The sequence below is a fragment of the Kocuria tytonicola genome (assembly GCF_003687175.1).
Lineage (GTDB): Bacteria > Actinomycetota > Actinomycetes > Actinomycetales > Micrococcaceae > Kocuria > Kocuria tytonicola.
The window spans coordinates 1747616-1764477 of sequence record NZ_RDEX01000001.1; the positions used below are offsets into that span (position 1 = coordinate 1747616).

The following is a 16862-nucleotide window of genomic DNA, read 5'->3' on the forward strand; positions in this document are numbered from 1 at the left end:
TCAGGAGCCGACCGGACGGTGCCCCGAGACGCGGTACACGTCGTACACACCGTCGATGCGGCGCACCTGGTTGAGGACGTGGTCCAGGTAGCGGGTGTCCCCCATCTCGAACGAGAAGCGGGAGATCGCCAGCCGGGCCCGGGAGGTGTGCACCTGGGCCGAGAGGATGTTCACGTGGTTCTCGGAGAGCACGCGCGTGACGTCGTAGAGCAGGGACTTGCGGTCCAGCGCCTCCACCTGGATCTCCACGAGGAACAGGGAGGACTGGGTGGGCGCCCAGGAGACCTCCTTGACACGGTCGTCGCCGTCGGGGATGACCAGCATGTTCACGCAGTCCCGACGGTGCACCGAGATCCCCGAGCCGCGCGTCACGAAGCCCACGATCTCGTCCGGCGGCACGGGTGTGCAGCAGCGGGCGATCTTCACGTACACGTCCGAGGCGCCCTGCACCAGGACCCCCGCGTCCGTGGCCCCGGCCCGCACGGGCTGGGTGACCCGCGTGGTCTCCGCGAGGTCCTCCTCCGTGCCGTCCGCTCCACCCAGGTGCTCCAGGAGCTTCTCCACCATCTGCTGGGCGCTGACCGCGTCCGAGCCGAGCGCCTCGTAGAGCGCCGCCACGTCCCCGCGGTTGAAGTCCTGGGCGACGGCGAGCAGGGACTCGCTGGTGACCGTGCGCTGCAGCGGGAGGTGGTGCTTGCGCAGCGCCTTGGTCAGCAGCTCCTTGCCCCGCTCGATGGCCTCCTCGCGGCGCTCCTTCGAGAACCACTGCCGGATCTTGGTGCGCGCCCGGGGGGAGCCCACGAACTTGAGCCAGTCCTGCGAGGGGGCCGCCTGCTCGGACTTGGACGTGAGGATCTCCACGCGGTCGCCGTGCTGCAGCGTGGAGGACAGCGGGGCGAGCTTGCCGTTGACACGCGCGCCAATGGTCCGGTTGCCCACCTCGGTGTGCACCGCGTACGCGAAGTCCACCGGGGTGGAGCCGGTGGGCAGCGCCATGACCTCACCCTTGGGTGTGAAGACGTACACCTCGGACGTGTTGATCTGGTACCTCAGGGAGTCCAGGAAGTCCGAGGAGTCCTTGGCCTCCTCCTGCCAGGACACCAGGGAGCTGAGCCAGTTCAACTCCCCCTCCTTGGCCCTGGGCGTGGCGGAGTTCGCCTGGTTGACCTTGTCCTTGTACTTCCAGTGCGCGGCCACGCCGTACTCCGCGCGGCGGTGCATCTCGTGCGTGCGGATCTGGATCTCCACCGGGCGCCCGTTCGGACCGATCACCGTGGTGTGCAGCGACTGGTACATGTTGAACTTCGGCATGGCGATGTAGTCCTTAAACCGCCCCGGCAGCGGCCGCCACTTGGCGTGCAGCACACCCAGGGCGGCATAGCACTCCCGCACCGAGTTCACGAGCACGCGGGCCGCCTGCAGGTCGTGGATCTCGTCGAAGTCCTTCCCGCGCACGATCATCTTCTGGTAGATCGAGTAGTAGTGCTTGGGGCGCCCCGTGATGGTCGCCTCGATCCCGGAGTCGTCCAGCGCGTCCGCGATCTGCCCCCGGATCTGCGCGAGGTGGCGTTCCCGCTCGGGAGTGCGCTCCCCCACCATGCGCACGATCTCCTCGTACACCTTGGGGTAGAGCGCCGCGAAGGAGAGGTCCTCGAGCTCCCACTTGATGGTGTTCATGCCCAGCCGGTGCGCCAGCGGGGCGAAGATCTCCAGGGTCTCGCGCGCCTTCTTCCCGGAGGACTCGGAGGAGACGAAGCGCCACGTGCGGGCGTTGTGCAGCCGGTCCGCGAGCTTGATGACCAGCACGCGGATGTCCTTGGCCATGGCCACGATCATCTTGCGCACGGTCTCCGCCTGCGCGTTCTCCCCGTACTGGATCTTGTCCAGCTTGGTCACACCGTCCACGAGCAGCGCCACCTCGTCCCCGAACTCCGCACGCAACTCGTCCAGGGTGTAGGACGTGTCCTCCACGGTGTCGTGCAGCAGACCCGCCACCAGGGTGGGCCCGGTCATGCCGAGCTCCGCGAGGATCGTGGTCACCGCCACCGGGTGGGTGATGTAGGGGTCGCCGGACTTGCGCTTCTGGCCCTCGTGGTGGGTGTCCGCCACTGCGAAGGCGCGCTCCAGGACGCCGAGGTCCTCCTCGGGGTGGGTGCTCTGCACGGTGCGCAGCAGGGGGACGAGAACGGGCGAGCTGGGCACCGACTCGCCACTGAGCACGGACAGCGTGGACCGGGTGCGCTCACTGCGCCCGGGGAACACGGCACGCCCGAACACCGGGCGGGACGCCGGCAGCACGTAGTGGGTGCCCACGGTGTAGCTCGAGGACCCACTGCCGGAGGGTGTGCTTGAGGGGATCGACGGTCCGACGGGCGGGGTCGCGTGCCGGGGTCCCGGCACCGGCGCGGTGGTGGCAGGGGGCGCGGACGGGGCGTCCGGGGTCTGACCGGCACGGGGCGCGCCGTCGGCACCTGACGGGGTGGAGAACGCAGACGCGGTCCCGGGGCGCGGGTCGGCGGGGGACGACGACTCCTCGGGGCTCCGGGCGCTCCGGGTCTCGGACTGGCTGGACATGCTCCGCGGCCTCCTCACCGTTGCCGCGCTGGCCGAGGTCGTCTGGCCTGCTCGGCGCGGCTGAGGCACCAGTGTAGTGCCGTCGGGAGGCCGAACGGGCACGGGCCCCGCCCTCGCGGGGAGGACGGGGCCCGGCGGCGTCGTGCGCACGGCGGTGACGGATCCGGCGGGCGCCGGACGAGCCGCGCACCACCGGCGGCCGCGGGATCAGGCGGACACGGGGTCCGCGCTCACCGGCGGAGCGTCCGTGGTGCGCCGGGCGAGCACCTCTCGGGACTGCTCCCGCACCGCGGCCTCCCGGTCGCGCAGCACCGAGTACAGGGGCGCGGCCACGAAGAGCGTGGCCAGGGTTCCCACGATGATGCCCACGAACAGGGAGAGCGAGAGGTCCTTGAGCGTTCCCGCGCCCAGCAGGTACGCGCCGATGAACAGGATGGAGCCCACGGGCAGGATGCCCACCACCGAGGTGTTGATGGAGCGCACCAGCGTCTGGTTGACCGCGAGGTTCACCTGCTCCGCGTAGGTGCGCTTCTTCCGCTCCGCCGGGGCGGTGCCGTCCACCAGCCCGGCCGTGTTCTCCCGCACCTTGTCGAAGACCACCACGGAGTCGTAGAGCGAGTAGGACAGCACCGTCAGGAAGCCGATCACCGCCGACGGCGTGATCTCGAAGTCCACGAGCGAGTACACCCCGGCGGTCACGACGATCGTGAACAGCATGGCGGCAATCGCGGAGACGGACATCTTCCACGTGCGGAAGTACAGCGCCATCAGCACCAGTGCCAGCGCCACGAAGACCAGCAGCCCCCACAGGGCCTGCTGGGTGACGCCCTGGCCCCACGTGGGCCCCACGAACGTGGAGGTCACCCGGTCCTCGCCCACCCCGTAGGCACTCTGCAGCTCCTTCTTCAGGGCGAGGGTCTGGTCGTCGTCCAGCTGCTGGGTCTGCACCCGCACGGTGCCCGGGGCGATGTTCGTGACGGTGGCCTCGTCCGCACCGGAGGTCGAGGCCACGGCTCTCTCCCCGAGGGCCACGTCCGTGTTCGCCACGTCCGAGACCGTGAACTCCGAGCCGCCCGTGAAGTCGATGCCCAGGTTGAAGCCGCCCTTGACCACGGGGACCAGCACGGACAGGACCACCAGGGCGAGGGCGATCCCCAGCCACAGGCCGCGCTTCTGGACGAACGGGTAGGAGCGGCGCCCGCTGTGCAGGTCGTTGCCGAATCGCGCGAAACGGTTGCTCATCGCCGGGCCTCCTCGGAGTCGGTTCCGGCGGCGGTGGAACCCGCGCCGGTGTGGTTCCCGGAGGACGGTCCCCCGGCGGGTGCCGTCCCGGCACGGGACGACGATGCCGCGTCGGCGCGCTCATCACCCTCCGTGCCAGCCTCGCCCGGGGTCACGGCCTTCCCGTCAACGGCCTCCGCGTCCGCGGTACCGCTGCCCGCGGTGGCGGCGCGGCGGCGTCGTTCCGCGATCGTGAGACCGTCGGAGTCCTCCGGTGTGCGCAGCCGACCCGCCCCGCGGTAGAGCGGGACGGCGTCGAGCGCCTCGGGGTCCAGCCCCGAGTTCCTGGCACCGGAGCCGAAGTAGCGGGTGCGCGCCAGCAGGACCATCACCGGGTGGGTGAACAGGAACACGACCATGAGGTCCGCGATGGCGGTCAGCCCGAGCGTGAACGCGAAGCCGCGCACGTTGCCCACGGCCACGAAGTACAGCACCACGGCGGCCAGGAGGTTCACGGCCTTGGACGCGAGCACCGTCTGGCGCGCCCGCTGCCAGCCGTGGTCCACGGCTGCGGGAATGGTGCGGCCCGCGCGGATCTCGTCACGGATGCGCTCGAAGTAGACGATGAACGAGTCCGCGGTCTGGCCGATGGCCACCACCAGACCGGCGACGCCCGCGAGCGAGAGCCGGTAGTTCGCACTCCAGCCCAGCAGGGTGATCGAGAGCCAGGTGATGACGCCGGCCACCACCAGGGAGGCAATGGTCACGAGCCCCAGCCAGCGGTACTGGAAGAGCGAGTAGAGGCACACCAGGGCGAGTCCGATCAGACCGGCCACGATGCCCATGCGCAGCTGGTTGCTGCCCAGCGTGGCAGAGATCTGCTGCTCGGAGTCGATCGAGAAGGACACCGGCAGGGCCCCGTACTTCAGCTGCTGGGACAGGAACTTGGCCTCGTCCTCCGTGAAGCTGCCCGTGATCTGCGCCTTGCCGTCCGTGATCACCGCGTTCATCGTGGGCGCGGAGACCACGGAGCCGTCCAGCACGATCGCGAACTGCGAGCGCGGATCCTTCTGCCCGCCCTGGCCGAAGCCGTGCAGCCGCTCGGAGAGCTCCTTGAACGTCTGCGTGCCCTCGCCGTCGAACTGCAGGTTCACCGCGAAACCGCCGGTGGCGTTGCCCTGCGAGTTGGTGGCCTGGGCGTAGGAGGCGTCCGCGATGTCGGTTCCGGGGATCTCCACGGGTCCCAGGATGAACTTGGTCCTGCTCTGCGGGTCGCACGCCACCACGGCCTTGTCCTGGGGCTGGGACGCACGGTCCTCCTGCGGCTGCGGGGCGGTGCAGTCCAGGGCCTCGTACTGCGCGAGCAGCTGGGGGGTCACCCAGTTCGGGTCCGAGGAGTCCTTGGGCTTGCCGCTGGGCTTGGGCACGGACTTGGGGTCCGTGCGCTTGTCCTTGGGCGTGGCCTCACCGGGACCGGTGACGATCACGGGGCGGAACGCCATCTGCGCCGAGGTCTGGATCAGGTCCCGGGTCTCGGAGGAGGGAACACCGGGCATCGAGACCACGATGTTGTTCCCCGACTGCGTGGTGATCTCGGCCTCGGACACGCCGGAGCCGTCCACGCGCTGGCGGATGATCTCCACCGCCTGGTCCAGCTGCTCCTGGGTGATGTCCTGACCGGCCTTGTCCCCCTGGAGAGAGGGCGAGAGGACCATCTGGGTGCCGCCCTCGAGGTCCAGGGCGAGTTTCGGCCCCCAGCCCGTGCGGTCCGTGCTGACGCCGTAGACGAGCAGGCCCGCCAGAAGCGCGGTCACCGCCACGAGCGCCAGCAGGGCCCTGCGCGCCGACGACGCCGCTGCCGCGGCCCCAGTGCGCGGGCGTCGGTCCCGGGACTCCCGGTTCCGGGAGGCGCTGCTCCGGGTTCCCCCGGAGCGCTCCTGGCCCTGCGTCGTCGCCCGCCGGCGCCGACGGGAGACGCGGGCGGACCCGGACGTCTCCGTCCTCTTCTTCTCTGCTGCCATGGCCGTCCTTCGGGAAGCCCGTGACCGCGCGGGGAGCCGCTGGTCACATGAGAAACGGGCCGAGGTCCTCGGCCCGTGACTCTGCGGGGGGTGGTGTCAGATGGTGGGGTTGCCGTTCTCGCCCTGCTCGCGGGCGTCACGCCAGGTGCGGTGCTCGGTGCGCTCCGCGGGGCGGTCGGCGGCGGGGCCGGGGTGAGCCGCGTCCGTACCGGGGCGGGTCTCGGTGGGGTCCGCTGCCGTGGAGCCGTCCTCGGTGCCGCGCGCCGGAGCGGCCGGGGAGGCCGCTTCCGTGCTCGCGGCGTCCTCGGCGTCCGGGGTGGTGGTCGCGACCGCGGGGGTCTCGTCCACCACGGTGGTCACGGTCTGGGAGTGCACCGTGACGAGCTGACCCGGGGAGATCTCCAGGACGGCCTTGTTCTGCTCACGGTCCATGTCCCGCAGCGTGCCGAAGAGACCGAAGCTGGTCATCACGCGCGTGCCGGGCTCCATGGTGGCCTGCTTGGCCTTCATCTCGGCCTGGGCCTTCTTCTGACGGCGCATGGGCAGCCACAGCAGCAGCACCATGACCACGAGCATCACGGGGAGGAACCACGCGGTTCCGCCTCCTGCGGCGGCTTGCTGGGTCTCTGCGAGGATGGTCACGAAGGATCCGTTCTGTCGGGAGTCGATGGGTGTGTCCGCCCCGCACGGTGGTGCGCGGGGGACGGGCACGATCCACCTCAGCTTAGGGGATGGATCTGGTCAGGCGCTGGATGCGTCGTCGCTCCCCGAGCCCGTGCTCCCTCGATCCGCGCTGCCCGGTTCCGTGCTGAGCGCGGTCCTCAGCGCGGGGTCCTTGAAGGCCGCGTGGTCCGGGACGTCGAGCCCCAGGTGCTCCCACGCCGCCGCCATGGCGATCCTCCCGCGCGGGGTGCGCCCGAGCAGGCCTTCCCGCACGAGGAAGGGCTCGGCGACGGTCTCCACCGTCTCGGTCTCCTCCCCCACGGCGATCGCCAGGGTCGACAGGCCCACCGGTCCGCCGTTGAACTTGCCCACCAGGGCGCTCAGCACGTTGCGGTCCAGCCGGTCCAGACCGCGCACGTCCACCTCGTACATGTCCAGGGCGGCGCCGGCCGCGCGGGCGTCGATGCGCTCCACACCGTGCACGAGTGCCCAGTCCCGGACGCGACGCAGCAGCCGGTTGGCGATGCGCGGGGTTCCCCGCGAGCGGGAGGCCACCTCGCTGAACGCCTCGGACGTCATGGCGAGGTCCAGCAGGGCGGCCGAACGGCGCAGCACGAGCTCGAGCTCCGGCACCGAGTAGAACTCCAGGTGCCCCGTGAAGCCGAAGCGGTCCCGCAGGGGTCCGGGCAGCAGCCCTGCGCGCGTGGTGGCACCCACCAGGGTGAACGGGGGCAGGTCCAGGGGGATGGAGGTGGCACCGGCTCCCTTGCCCACCACGATGTCCACCCGGAAGTCCTCCATGGCCATGTACAGCATCTCCTCGGCCGGGCGGGACATCCGGTGGATCTCGTCCAGGAAGAGCACCTCCCCGTGGGTGAGCGAGGAGAGGATCGCGGCGAGGTCTCCCGCGTGCTGGATGGCGGGGCCGGAGGAGATCCGCAGGGGGACGCCCAGCTCCTCCGCGATGATCATGGCCAGGGTGGTCTTGCCGAGCCCGGGAGGGCCGGAGAGCAGCACGTGGTCCGCGGTGCGCCCCCGCAGCTTGGAGGCCTCGAGCACGAGCGAGAGCTGGGCCCGCACGCGCTGCTGGCCCACGAAGTCGTCGAGCGTGCCCGGGCGCAGGGAGGCCTCGAGCTGCTGGTCGTCGTAGTCGCCCTCGGCGCCCACGAGGCGCTGCGGTCCCGCCGCCCCGCGCTCCTCCACGGCCATGCTCAGCGCCTCCCCGTGGGTGCGTGGGTGGTGCCCTTGGCCGTGCCGAGCCACGAGAGCACGGTGCGCAGGATCTCGGCCACGTTGCCGGAGTCCGCGAGCTCGGGCTGGCTCGCAAGGGCGTCGTCGATGCCGCGGGCGGCGTCCTTCTCGCTCCAGCCGAGGCCGGTGAGGGCGTCCACGACCTGCTCGCGCCACACCTGGATCTGCGGCTCGGCTGCGGGGTGGGCGGCGGGCTCCGGGAGCACGAGCTTGTCCGCGAGCTCCAGCACGATCCGCCGGGCGGACTTGGGGCCGATGCCCGGGACGGCCGTGAAGGCCTTGTCGTCGCCGGCCGCGATGGCTCGGCGGGCGTCGTCGGGGCCGAGCACCGAGACCGCGGCGAGAGCGGTGCGCGGACCCACCCCGGAGACCCCGAGCATCACCGTGAAGATCTCCTTCTCGTCCGGCCGGGCGAAGCCGAAGAGCAGCGGGGACTCGTCCTTGCGGGCAATGTACGCGGTGTGCAGGTGCGCCGTGGAGCCCACCCGCAAGCCGGACAGGGTGTGGGGGCTCGCGTGGACCTCGATGCCGAAGCCCGAGACCTCCACCACGGCGAGGGCCGCGCCCACGAAGCGCACCTCACCGGTCACCGAGGCAATCACGGTACTGCTCCCCTCTTCCGGCCGGGTGGCCGGGATCGTGCGGCGCACAGCGTGCCGGGACACCCCTGGGTGCGGCACCCGCGCGCGGCGGCGGGGGCCGACGCGCATTCGAACACGTGTGCGAATCTCTGCCCGCCACTCTAGCAACCGGAGCGGACGGGCTCGGGGCGACGGGGTGTTCAGGCGCGTCCCGTGCTCCGGCGTCCGGGCGCGCCGCCTGGTGCGGGACCCCGGGAGGCGGTCTCCGCGCGGCGCCACGCCTGCTGCGCGGGGGTCAGCGCCGCGCCGCGGGGTGCCTGGGCCGGGCGGGACCCCGAGTGCGTGGAGGTGGCGGCGGCCGCGTTGACGCCGGCCATGCCGCCGCGCCAGCCGTGGCAGACCGCGAGGGCCAGGGCGTCGGCGGCGTCGGCGGGCCGAGGCGGCGCGTCGAGGCGCAGGATGCGGACCACCATGCGGTTCACGGACTCCTTGTCCGCCGAACCGTCCCCGGTGACCGCGGCCTTGACCTCGGAGGGGGTGTGCCAGGCCACGGGGATGCCGCGCCGAGCGGCCGCCGCGATCACGACGCCCGTGGCCTGGGCGGTGCCCACCACGGTCGGCGCGTTGTTCTGCGCGAAGACACGCTCCACGGCGACGACGTCCGGTCGGAAGCGCTCCATGAGCTCCTCCGCGGTCTCCATGATGGTCAGCACCCGGCGTTCGAGCGCCTCGTGGGCGCTCGTCCCGCTCACCTGGACGTGGACGAACGTCCCGGTGCGCTGAGCGGACATGTCCACCACGGCGAAGCCGCACCGGGTGAGCCCGGGATCCACGGCGAGCACACGCCGCGTGCCCCGGCCGCCGGGGACCGCCACCCGACTACTCGTCGTTCTCGAGCTCGGCCATGACCTCGGCCGGGATGTTCGCGTTGGAGTAGACGTTCTGGACGTCGTCCAGCTCCTCGACCGCGTCCGCGAGCTTGAGGAACTTGCGCGCGCCGTCCGCGTCCAGGTCCACCTTCATGGTGGCCCGGAACTGGGGGTCGTCGTTGTTGTACTCGAGACCGGCCTCGTCCAGCGCGGTGCGGATCGCGGGCAGGTCCGTGGCCTCGCTGACCACCTCGAAGACGTCGGACTCGTCCAGGACCTCGTCCGCGCCGGCGTCGAGCACGGCCATCAGGACGTCGTCCTCGGTGAGGCCGCCGGTCTTGGCCACCTCCACCACGCCCTTGCGCTCGAAGAGGTAGGCCACGGAGCCGGAGTCCGCCATGGTGCCGCCGTGGCGGGTCACGGCCACGCGCACCTCGGAGGCCGCGCGGTTCTTGTTGTCGGTCAGGCACTCGATGTACAGCGCGGTGCCCTGCGGGCCTCGGGCCTCGTAGAGGATCTCGGTGTAGTCGATCGTCTCACCCGTGAGCCCGGCGCCGCGCTTGACCGCGCGGTCGATGTTGTCGTTGGGCACCGAGTTCTTCTTGGCCTTGGAGACCGCGAGCTCGAGCGCCGGGTTGCCGGAGGTGTCCGCGCCGCCCATGCGGGCCGCCACCTCGATGCCCTTGATGTACTTGGCGAACGCCTTGGCGCGCTTGGCGTCGATCGCCGCCTTCTTGTGCTTGGTCGTGGCCCACTTGGAGTGACCTGACATGGATGACCTCCTCGACAGAGTGCGTCCGGCCACGAACGGGCCGGACGCAATGGTGGATTGGCTCTCATGATACCGAGCGCCACCCCAGCGCTGTCACACCGGGGGTGCGGACGATCCGCGGCAGCCGGCCGCGCACCGTCGTCGTGGTGCGGGAGCGGCCGGGCGCGCGCAGGGCGGGTTCAGCGCGGGCGGGACGCGGCGACGTCGCGGGCGCGCTCGGCCAGCGTGTCGTCCAGCGGTGCCGCGGGCAGGGACTGACCCCGCAGCTCGAGGGCGCGGGAGAGCAGGAAGTCCGCCACGCGGGGGTTCTTGGGCAGCAGCGAACCGTGCAGGTAGCTGCCCAGCACGTTGCGGGTGCGTGCTCCCTCGGTGCCGTCCTCGCCGTTGTTGCCCGCACCCGAGACCACGGTGGCCAGGGGCTCCTGACCGGCGCCCAGGTGCGTGAGCCCCGAGTGGTTCTCGTAGCCCACGATGGTGCCGAGCTCCGGGGACTCCGTGACGATGTTGCCGATCAGCCGCTCGGTGCCGCCCACGGTCTCGAGGTCGAAGATGCCGATCCCCGGCAGGGTCTCCCCCGCCCCCGTGCGGAAGCTGCGGCCGAAGAGCTGGTAGAGGCCGCAGATGGCGAGCATGGGCACCCCGCGCTCCACGGCGTCGAGCAGCCGCGGGGCCACGGCCTGCAGGTCCTCGGCCACGCGGAACTGCCCCGAGTCCTGCCCGCCGCCGCCCACGAAGAGCTCCGCGTGCTCGGGCCACGGGTCGCCCGGGTTGTGGTCCACGATCTCCACGGCGAGGCCGTGGCGCTCGGCGCGGCGCTTGAGCGTGAGCGTGTTGCCCCAGTCGCCGTAGATGTTCATGTCCCGGGGGTAGAGCTGCACGATGCGCAGCGGTGCGGCGGTGTTCTCGACCACGGTGTCCTCCTAGATCGCTGCCACGTGCGTCATGCCGCCCAGGATCTTGCGCAGGGAGAGCATGGCCGTGTAGGTGCAGAAAATTCGCATGGGGCGCTCGCCGGACTGCGCGATGAACTGCTTCAGCGCGTCCTCGAGCTCCGGCTCCACCGTGCCCACGCGCACGAGGTCGTAGTCCAGGCGCAGCGCCATGTCCCACGCCCGCACGCCGGAGACCACGTCCACGCCGCCCTCACGCAGACTGTCGAAGTCCACGTCCCACAGCCAGGAGACGTCCCGACCGTCGGCGTACTGGTCGTTGATCGCGATCATCGTGGCATAGTCCTGCGCGGAGGCCGAGGCCAGGGACAGCCGGAAGCCGGCGGGGTTCTTCACCAGCAGCAGCTGCAGGGGCTTGTCCTCCACCGTGATGGTCTCCCCACGCCCGAAGGCCGGGGTGACACTACCGAGCTCGGCTACGAGGGCGGGGACGTCGGCGTCGTCGCCCAGGACCTGGAGGCTCGCGGCCAGCGCGGCGGCGGCGTTGTACTGGTTGTAGACGCCGTAGAGGTCCACCGTGGCCTCGTGCGCCGCACCACGCACCTCGAGCTCCACGGTGCGGGCGTTGACGGCGCGCAGCACCACGTCCGCGTCCGGGCGCTGCGTGGAGGGGACCTGGGAGTCCTGCTCCCCCGGGTCCACCTGGCGCAGGCCGTCGCGCATGTCGTCGTCCGAGGGGAACATGGGGCGCAGGGCGTCCGAGAGCCCGAACCAGCTCACACCCGTGCCCGCCGGGAGGTCCTCCGCGAGCCCCGCGATCCGCGGGTCCTCGCGGTTGAGCACCACGGTCTCCGTGGTAGCCAGGGCCACCTGCCGCAGCATGCGACGGGTCGTGTCGATCTCCCCGAAGCGGTCCAGCTGGTCGCGCATCACGTTGAGCAGCAGGCAGATCCGGGGCCGCACCTGCTTCACGAAGTGCACCGCGTGGGCCTCGTCCAGCTCGAGCACCGCGACGTCCGCGTCCAGGCGGCCGAAGGCGTCCATCTCTGCAAGCAGGGAGGCCGCCACACCGCGCACGAAGTTGGAGCCCGTGCGGTTGGTGAACACGCGCAAGCCCTGTGAGCGCAGCAGCTGCACGGTCATCTTGGTGGTGGTGGTCTTGCCGTTGGTGCCGCTGATCACCACCACACCCCGGGGCAGCTTGGCGAGCTCCTCGGCCACGAAGCCGGGGTGCAGCTTCTCCATGAACAGGCCGGGGAAGGCGGAGCCGCCGCCGCGCAGGCTCGACGCCCAGCGCACCCCCTGGCCGAGGACTCGTACGAGAGGTCGGGACATGGTCTCCATCCTAGTCAGCGGGTGCGAGCACCCGGGGGTCAGCTCTCGGGCCAGGCCCGGGCAATGTCCTCGCGGGTGGAGCCGAGGGTCTGGATGAGCGGTTTGGTGTGGGCCACCACGGGCATGAAGTTCGAGTCCCCCACCCAGCGTGGCACCACGTGCTGGTGCAGGTGCTCCGCCACGGAGCCGCCCGCGGCGGATCCGAGGTTCAGCCCCACGTTGAAGGCGGCCGGGTGGGCCACCTCCCGGACCACGGCCACCGCGGTGCGGGTGAGGGTGTTCAGCTCCCACAGCTCGTCGTCCGTGAGCTCGTCCAGGTCCGCGACGTGGCGGTAGGGGCACACGAGCAGGTGGCCGGGGTTGTACGGGAACAGGTTGAGCACCACGAAGCAGTGCTCACCGCGGTGGACGATGAGCGAGTCCTCGTCCGGGCGCGGCGGCGCGCTGCAGAACGGGCACCCCGGGGGCTGCTCCACCGAGGTGTCCTCCCCGCGCACGTACGCGAGGCGGTGCGGGGTCCACAGCCGCTGGAAGCCGTCCGGGACCCCCGGGAGCCCGAACTCGTCCCGCTGCACACCGTCCCCGTCCGACGCCGCCGCGTCCCGTCCGGTCACGACCGGCCCGACGCTTCCGGGCCCGCGGCGGCAGGATCCTCGACCACGGTCTCCTTCACCTCGAGCCCCCCGGCGGGGGCCGTGGGGTCCTCGTTGCTGCGCTCGCGCACGTGCCGGGTGATCAGCTCCACTGCCTCCTGGCGGCTCACGCCGTTGTGCTGCGAGCCGTCGCGGAAGCGGAAGGACACGGTCCCGGCCTCGGCGTCCTCGCCGCCGGCGATCACCACGAACGGGACCTTGTCCTTGGACGCCGTGCGGATCTTCTTGGGGAACCGGTCCGAGGAGGCGTCCACCTCCACGCGGATCCCCTGCTCCCGCAGCAGCTGGGCGAAGTCCTCCAGGTAGTCGTTGAACGCCTCGGCCACGGGGATCGCGCGGACCTGCACGGGGGCGAGCCACGCGGGGAACGCCCCGGCGTAGTGCTCGGTGAGCACGCCCATGAAGCGTTCCACGGAACCGAAGAGCGCACGGTGGATCATCACCGGGCGCTGCCGGGTGCCGTCCGAGGCCTGGTACTCCAGGTCGAAGCGCTCCGGCAGGTTGAAGTCCAGCTGGATGGTGGACATCTGCCAGGTCCGGCCAATCGCGTCCCGGGCCTGCACCGAGATCTTGGGGCCGTAGAACGCCGCCCCGGCGGGGTCCGGCACGAGCTCCAGCCCGGAGTCCTCGGCGACCTCCTGCAGGGTGCGGGTGGCCTCCTCCCAGATCTCGTCCGAGCCCACGAACTTGTTCGGGTCCTTGGTGGAGAGCTCCAGGTAGAAGTCCTCCATGCCGTAGTCCTTGAGCAGGGAGAGCACGAAGTTCAGCGTTCCGGTCAGCTCTTCCTTCATCTGCTCACGGGTGCAGTAGATGTGGGCGTCGTCCTGGGTCATGCCGCGCACGCGCGTGAGCCCGTGGATCACACCCGACTTCTCGTAGCGGTACACCGCGCCGAACTCGAACAGCCGCAGCGGCAGCTCGCGGTAGGACCGGCCGCGGGAGCGGTAGATCAGGTTGTGCATGGGGCAGTTCATGGGCTTGAGGTAGTAGTCCTGGCCCGGCTTGGTCAGCTCACCGGTCTCCGGGTTGCGTTCCTCGTCCACGTGCATGGGAGGGAACATCCCGTCCCGGTACCAGTCCAGGTGTCCCGAGACCTCGTACAGGTGGCCCTTGGTGATGTGCGGGGTGTAGACGAACTCGTACCCGGCGCGCGCGTGGCGCTCGCGCGAGTAGTCCTCCATCTCCTTGCGGATGATCCCGCCCTTGGGGTGGAACACCGGCAGTCCCGAGCCCAGCTCGTCCGGGAAGGAGAACAGGTCCAGCTCCACACCGAGCCTGCGGTGGTCGCGGCGCTCGGCCTCGGCCAGCCGCTCCTTGTAGGCCTTCAGCTCGTCCTTGCTGGGCCACGCGGTGCCGTAGATCCGCTGCAGCTGCTGGTTGTCCTGGTCCCCGCGCCAGTACGCCGCTGCGGAGCGCATCAGGGCGTAGCCGTTGCCGATGTGCTTGGTGTCCGGCAGGTGCGGACCGCGGCACAGGTCCCGCCAGACGACCTCGCCGCTCTTGCGGTCCACGTTGTCGTACACGGTCAGCTCGCCGCCGCCCACCTCCACGGAGGCACCATCGGCGGAGCTCTCCACGGCACCCGAGCCGGGGCCGCCGGCCAGGTCGATGAGTTCCAGCTTGTACGGCTCGTCCGCCATCTCCTCGCGGGCCTCGTCCTCCGTGACGCTGCGGCGGCGGAAGATCTGGTTCCTGTTGACGATCTTGAGCATCGACTTCTCGAGCTTCTTCAGGTCCTCGGGCGTGAACGGCTCCGCGACGTCGAAGTCGAAGTAGAAGCCGTCCGTGATGTACGGGCCGATGCCGAGCTTGGCGTCGGGGCGCAGCTCCTGGACGGCCTGGGCCATGACGTGCGCCGTGGAGTGGCGCAGCACCTCGAGCCCCTCGGGGTCGCTGACGAGCACACGCTCCACCACGTCCCCGTCCCGCAGCTCGGTGGAGAGGTCCTTCAGGACGCCGTTGACGTGCGCCACCACCACGTCGCGCTGCTCGGTGTAGAGCTGAGCGGCCGTGGTTCCCGACTCCGCGGTGCGGGGCTCGCCGTCCACGGTGAGTCGAAGGTCAGGGGCATCCGTCATGGTGTGTCTCCTCGTGAGTCCAGTGGGTGCCCGCCCGTACCGGGGGCGCGCAGAGCGCGGGGCGCGCCGGAGCGGCGCCCGCGACCTCCCCGATGCTACCGCCTCGTCACGCACGCGCACGACGCCGCCCGGGCAGGTCGGTGCGGTCAGCGCCCGGCGGCCGGGGCCGCGGCCCGGGACGCACGTGTGCCCCGGGTGGATCACCCGGGGCACACGTGTCAGTGCTCACGCGAGGTCACTCGCGCGTGGTGCTTCAGCGGCGGGGAGCCTCGCCGTTGCGGCCGAGATCGTCGCGGCCCACACCGTTGCGGTCCACGTCGGTCTCGACGTCGACCTGCTCCTTCTGGACGTCCGCCTCGACGCGCTGGGTCTCGCGGACGGTCTGCTTGTTCAGCCCGACCTCCTCGACGGCCACGGTTTCCTTCTCGACGACGGGACGCTCCTCGTGCAGGGTGACGTCCACCTCTTCCTCGCCGATCCGGCCGGTGCCTGCGTGGGCCTCGGTGCCGTTGAGGGGGGTCCGCTCCACGGTGACCTCTTCGCGCTCCACGGGAACGTCGACGGTCTCGTGGTCGGTCACCACGTACTTGCGCAGGCGGGCGTGGCCGGCCTCGCGCTGCTGGGTGCCCACGTTGAGGCGCTCCTCGTGACGGATCACGGAGGCGTCCTCACCGGCGGCGGCGCGGCGGTCCTGGTCCACACCGGCGCGGTCGTGGTCGCGGTCGGCGTGGCGCTGACCGGCCCCGGCGACACCCGCGGTGCCCGCAGCGGCGGCGTTGCGGTCACGGTCGGTGCCCGCGGTGCGGCCGCCGTCGTAGTTCATCTCGTAGTAGCGGTACAGCTCCTCCTCCTCGGCGGGGGACAGGTGCTGGTCCGCGTCCACCTTCGGGGCGTCCTTGATGACGTCCTTGGTGTAGGGAAGAACCACGCGGTCGCCGTCCTGACGAGCGCCCTTGACCGGCACGAAGTTCTCCTTGGCGCCGAACAGACCGGTGTTCACGGTCAGGAACGTGGGCTCGCCGGAGTTGTCGTCCAGGAACACCTGCTCGACCTTGCCGATCTTGTCGCCGTCGGAACCGTAGGCCGTGCTGGACAGAATTGCATTCACGTCGAACGTGGACATCGCATTAACTCCTCAGTAAGTCTCTGCTCGCGACGCACGGGTTGCGCGCCGCAGGCCGTCGCACCCGCAAGTGGGTGTGCGGTCCGGCTTCGTGACACATATTACGGGTACTGATGATCTGTGCACCCGATTTCTCTCACGGAAAAACCCGCGCGCCGGTGCGCTGCCCCGCGCGCGCCGTGTGGTGGCCGCACCGGAGCCACCCGGTTCCGGGGTCGTGGGGGTGTCGTGGGGCACAATGGGATGGAGGCAGTGGTGGGAGCTCCCGGTGGGCACCGGGGCGGTTCCCACCCGATTCGCAGCAGAACGGAGTTCCGACGTGTGGGATGCACTGGTCACGAATCCGTGGCTCTTCTGGTTGATCGTGATGCTGGCCCTGGCGGCCGTCGAGATGCTCACCCTGGACTTCCTGTTCCTCATGATGTCCCTCGCCGCGCTCGTCACGGCGGGCGTCAGCCTGGTGGTGGAGAACGTCACCCTGCAGGTGGTGCTCTTCGCCGTGGTCTCCGTGCTGCTGATCTTCCTCATCAGGCCCATGGCCCTGCGCCGGCTCAACCGCTCCACACCCAGCACCCGCTCCAACGCCGAGCGGCTGATCGGGCTGCCGTGCACCGTGCTGGAACCCGTCACCCAGCGCAGCGGCCTCGTGCGCCTCGAGGGGGACATCTGGACCGCCCGCACCGCGGACGGGGCCACCCTGCCCGAGGGCGCGGACGTGCACGTCCACCGCATCGACGGCGCCACGGCGGTGGTGGGCGCCACGGCTCCCGCCTCGCCGGAGGCCCCGGGGCACGCGCGCGGCGTGCGCCCCTGACCCGCCCCCCGGCGGCG

General features: G+C 71.0%; 15 protein-coding genes. 2 read left to right on the forward strand and 13 right to left on the reverse strand.

The window, feature by feature from the left end:
- Complete coding sequence (locus EAE32_RS07880; protein WP_121846613.1) at window positions 1–2313, reverse strand: RelA/SpoT family protein; 2313 nt, start codon at window positions 2311–2313, stop codon at window positions 1–3.
- A gap of 166 nt (window positions 2314–2479) precedes the next feature.
- Here EAE32_RS07880 and EAE32_RS11885 point away from each other — a divergent pair, with 166 nt between their 5' ends.
- Entirely contained in the window at window positions 2480–2638 is a 159-nt protein-coding gene (locus EAE32_RS11885) for a hypothetical protein (protein WP_206059893.1), read from the forward strand.
- Between the two features lie 143 nt (window positions 2639–2781).
- On the opposite strand, the gene secF is transcribed toward EAE32_RS11885, so the two are convergent.
- The 12 genes from secF to EAE32_RS07940 form a co-directional block, all read right to left on the reverse strand.
- Window positions 2782–3816: a protein translocase subunit SecF gene (gene secF / locus EAE32_RS07885; RefSeq protein WP_121846612.1), complete on the reverse strand. Its 1035-nt coding sequence runs from the start codon at window positions 3814–3816 to the stop codon at window positions 2782–2784.
- Window positions 3813–5816, reverse strand: a complete 2004-nt coding sequence (gene secD, locus EAE32_RS07890; protein ID WP_121864682.1) for a protein translocase subunit SecD — start codon at window positions 5814–5816, stop codon at window positions 3813–3815. Before secD ends, secF begins: the two co-directional genes overlap by 4 nt.
- 96 nt (window positions 5817–5912) lie before the next feature.
- Window positions 5913–6458, reverse strand: coding sequence for a preprotein translocase subunit YajC (locus tag EAE32_RS07895; protein ID WP_243635626.1), 546 nt, complete (start codon window positions 6456–6458; stop codon window positions 5913–5915).
- A gap of 99 nt (window positions 6459–6557) precedes the next feature.
- Window positions 6558–7688 (reverse strand): Holliday junction branch migration DNA helicase RuvB, encoded by a 1131-nt coding sequence (gene ruvB, locus EAE32_RS07900; protein ID WP_121864683.1) that lies wholly within the window; start codon window positions 7686–7688, stop codon window positions 6558–6560.
- Window positions 7689–7690: 2 nt separating this feature from the next.
- Entirely contained in the window at window positions 7691–8332 is a 642-nt protein-coding gene (gene ruvA, locus EAE32_RS07905; RefSeq protein WP_121864684.1) for a Holliday junction branch migration protein RuvA, read from the reverse strand.
- Window positions 8333–8511: 179 nt separating this feature from the next.
- A complete protein-coding gene (gene ruvC / locus EAE32_RS07910; RefSeq protein ID WP_121846438.1) occupies window positions 8512–9186 on the reverse strand; it encodes a crossover junction endodeoxyribonuclease RuvC in 675 nt (224 codons plus the stop codon).
- 4 nt (window positions 9187–9190) lie between these two features.
- Window positions 9191–9952, reverse strand: a complete 762-nt coding sequence (locus tag EAE32_RS07915) for a YebC/PmpR family DNA-binding transcriptional regulator (protein WP_121846439.1) — start codon at window positions 9950–9952, stop codon at window positions 9191–9193.
- 179 nt (window positions 9953–10131) lie between these two features.
- Window positions 10132–10863, reverse strand: coding sequence for a type 1 glutamine amidotransferase (locus EAE32_RS07920; protein ID WP_121864685.1), 732 nt, complete (start codon window positions 10861–10863; stop codon window positions 10132–10134).
- A gap of 9 nt (window positions 10864–10872) precedes the next feature.
- Window positions 10873–12186, reverse strand: coding sequence for a Mur ligase family protein (locus EAE32_RS07925; protein WP_121864686.1), 1314 nt, complete (start codon window positions 12184–12186; stop codon window positions 10873–10875).
- Between the two features lie 29 nt (window positions 12187–12215).
- Window positions 12216–12791, reverse strand: coding sequence for an HIT family protein (locus EAE32_RS07930; RefSeq protein WP_121864687.1), 576 nt, complete (start codon window positions 12789–12791; stop codon window positions 12216–12218).
- Window positions 12788–14908 carry a threonine--tRNA ligase gene (gene thrS / locus EAE32_RS07935; RefSeq protein WP_121864688.1) on the reverse strand — a complete coding sequence of 707 codons (2121 nt, stop codon included), beginning with the start codon at window positions 14906–14908 and terminating at the stop codon, window positions 12788–12790. The genes EAE32_RS07930 and thrS overlap by 4 nt, the downstream gene beginning before the upstream one ends.
- Before the next feature lie 253 nt (window positions 14909–15161).
- Window positions 15162–16031, reverse strand: coding sequence for a PRC and DUF2382 domain-containing protein (locus EAE32_RS07940; RefSeq protein WP_121846444.1), 870 nt, complete (start codon window positions 16029–16031; stop codon window positions 15162–15164).
- 319 nt (window positions 16032–16350) lie between these two features.
- Here EAE32_RS07940 and EAE32_RS07945 point away from each other — a divergent pair, with 319 nt between their 5' ends.
- Complete coding sequence (locus EAE32_RS07945; RefSeq protein ID WP_121864689.1) at window positions 16351–16845, forward strand: NfeD family protein; 495 nt, start codon at window positions 16351–16353, stop codon at window positions 16843–16845.
- Window positions 16846–16862: the final 17 nt, after the last annotated feature.

Excerpts from the sequence above, each read along its gene's own strand:
- EAE32_RS07915 (WP_121846439.1), bottom strand. The coding sequence starts at position 9,952 with ATGTCAGGTCACTCCAAGTGGGCCACGACCAAGCACAAGAAGGCGGCG.
- EAE32_RS07940 (WP_121846444.1), bottom strand. The coding sequence starts at position 16,031 with ATGTCCACGTTCGACGTGAATGCAATTCTGTCCAGCACGGCCTACGGT.
- EAE32_RS07925 (WP_121864686.1), bottom strand. The coding sequence starts at position 12,186 with ATGGAGACCATGTCCCGACCTCTCGTACGAGTCCTCGGCCAGGGGGTG.
- secD (WP_121864682.1), bottom strand. The coding sequence starts at position 5,816 with ATGGCAGCAGAGAAGAAGAGGACGGAGACGTCCGGGTCCGCCCGCGTC.
- secF (WP_121846612.1), bottom strand. The coding sequence starts at position 3,816 with ATGAGCAACCGTTTCGCGCGATTCGGCAACGACCTGCACAGCGGGCGC.
- thrS (WP_121864688.1), bottom strand. The coding sequence starts at position 14,908 with ATGACGGATGCCCCTGACCTTCGACTCACCGTGGACGGCGAGCCCCGC.
- ruvB (WP_121864683.1), bottom strand. The coding sequence starts at position 7,688 with ATGGCCGTGGAGGAGCGCGGGGCGGCGGGACCGCAGCGCCTCGTGGGC.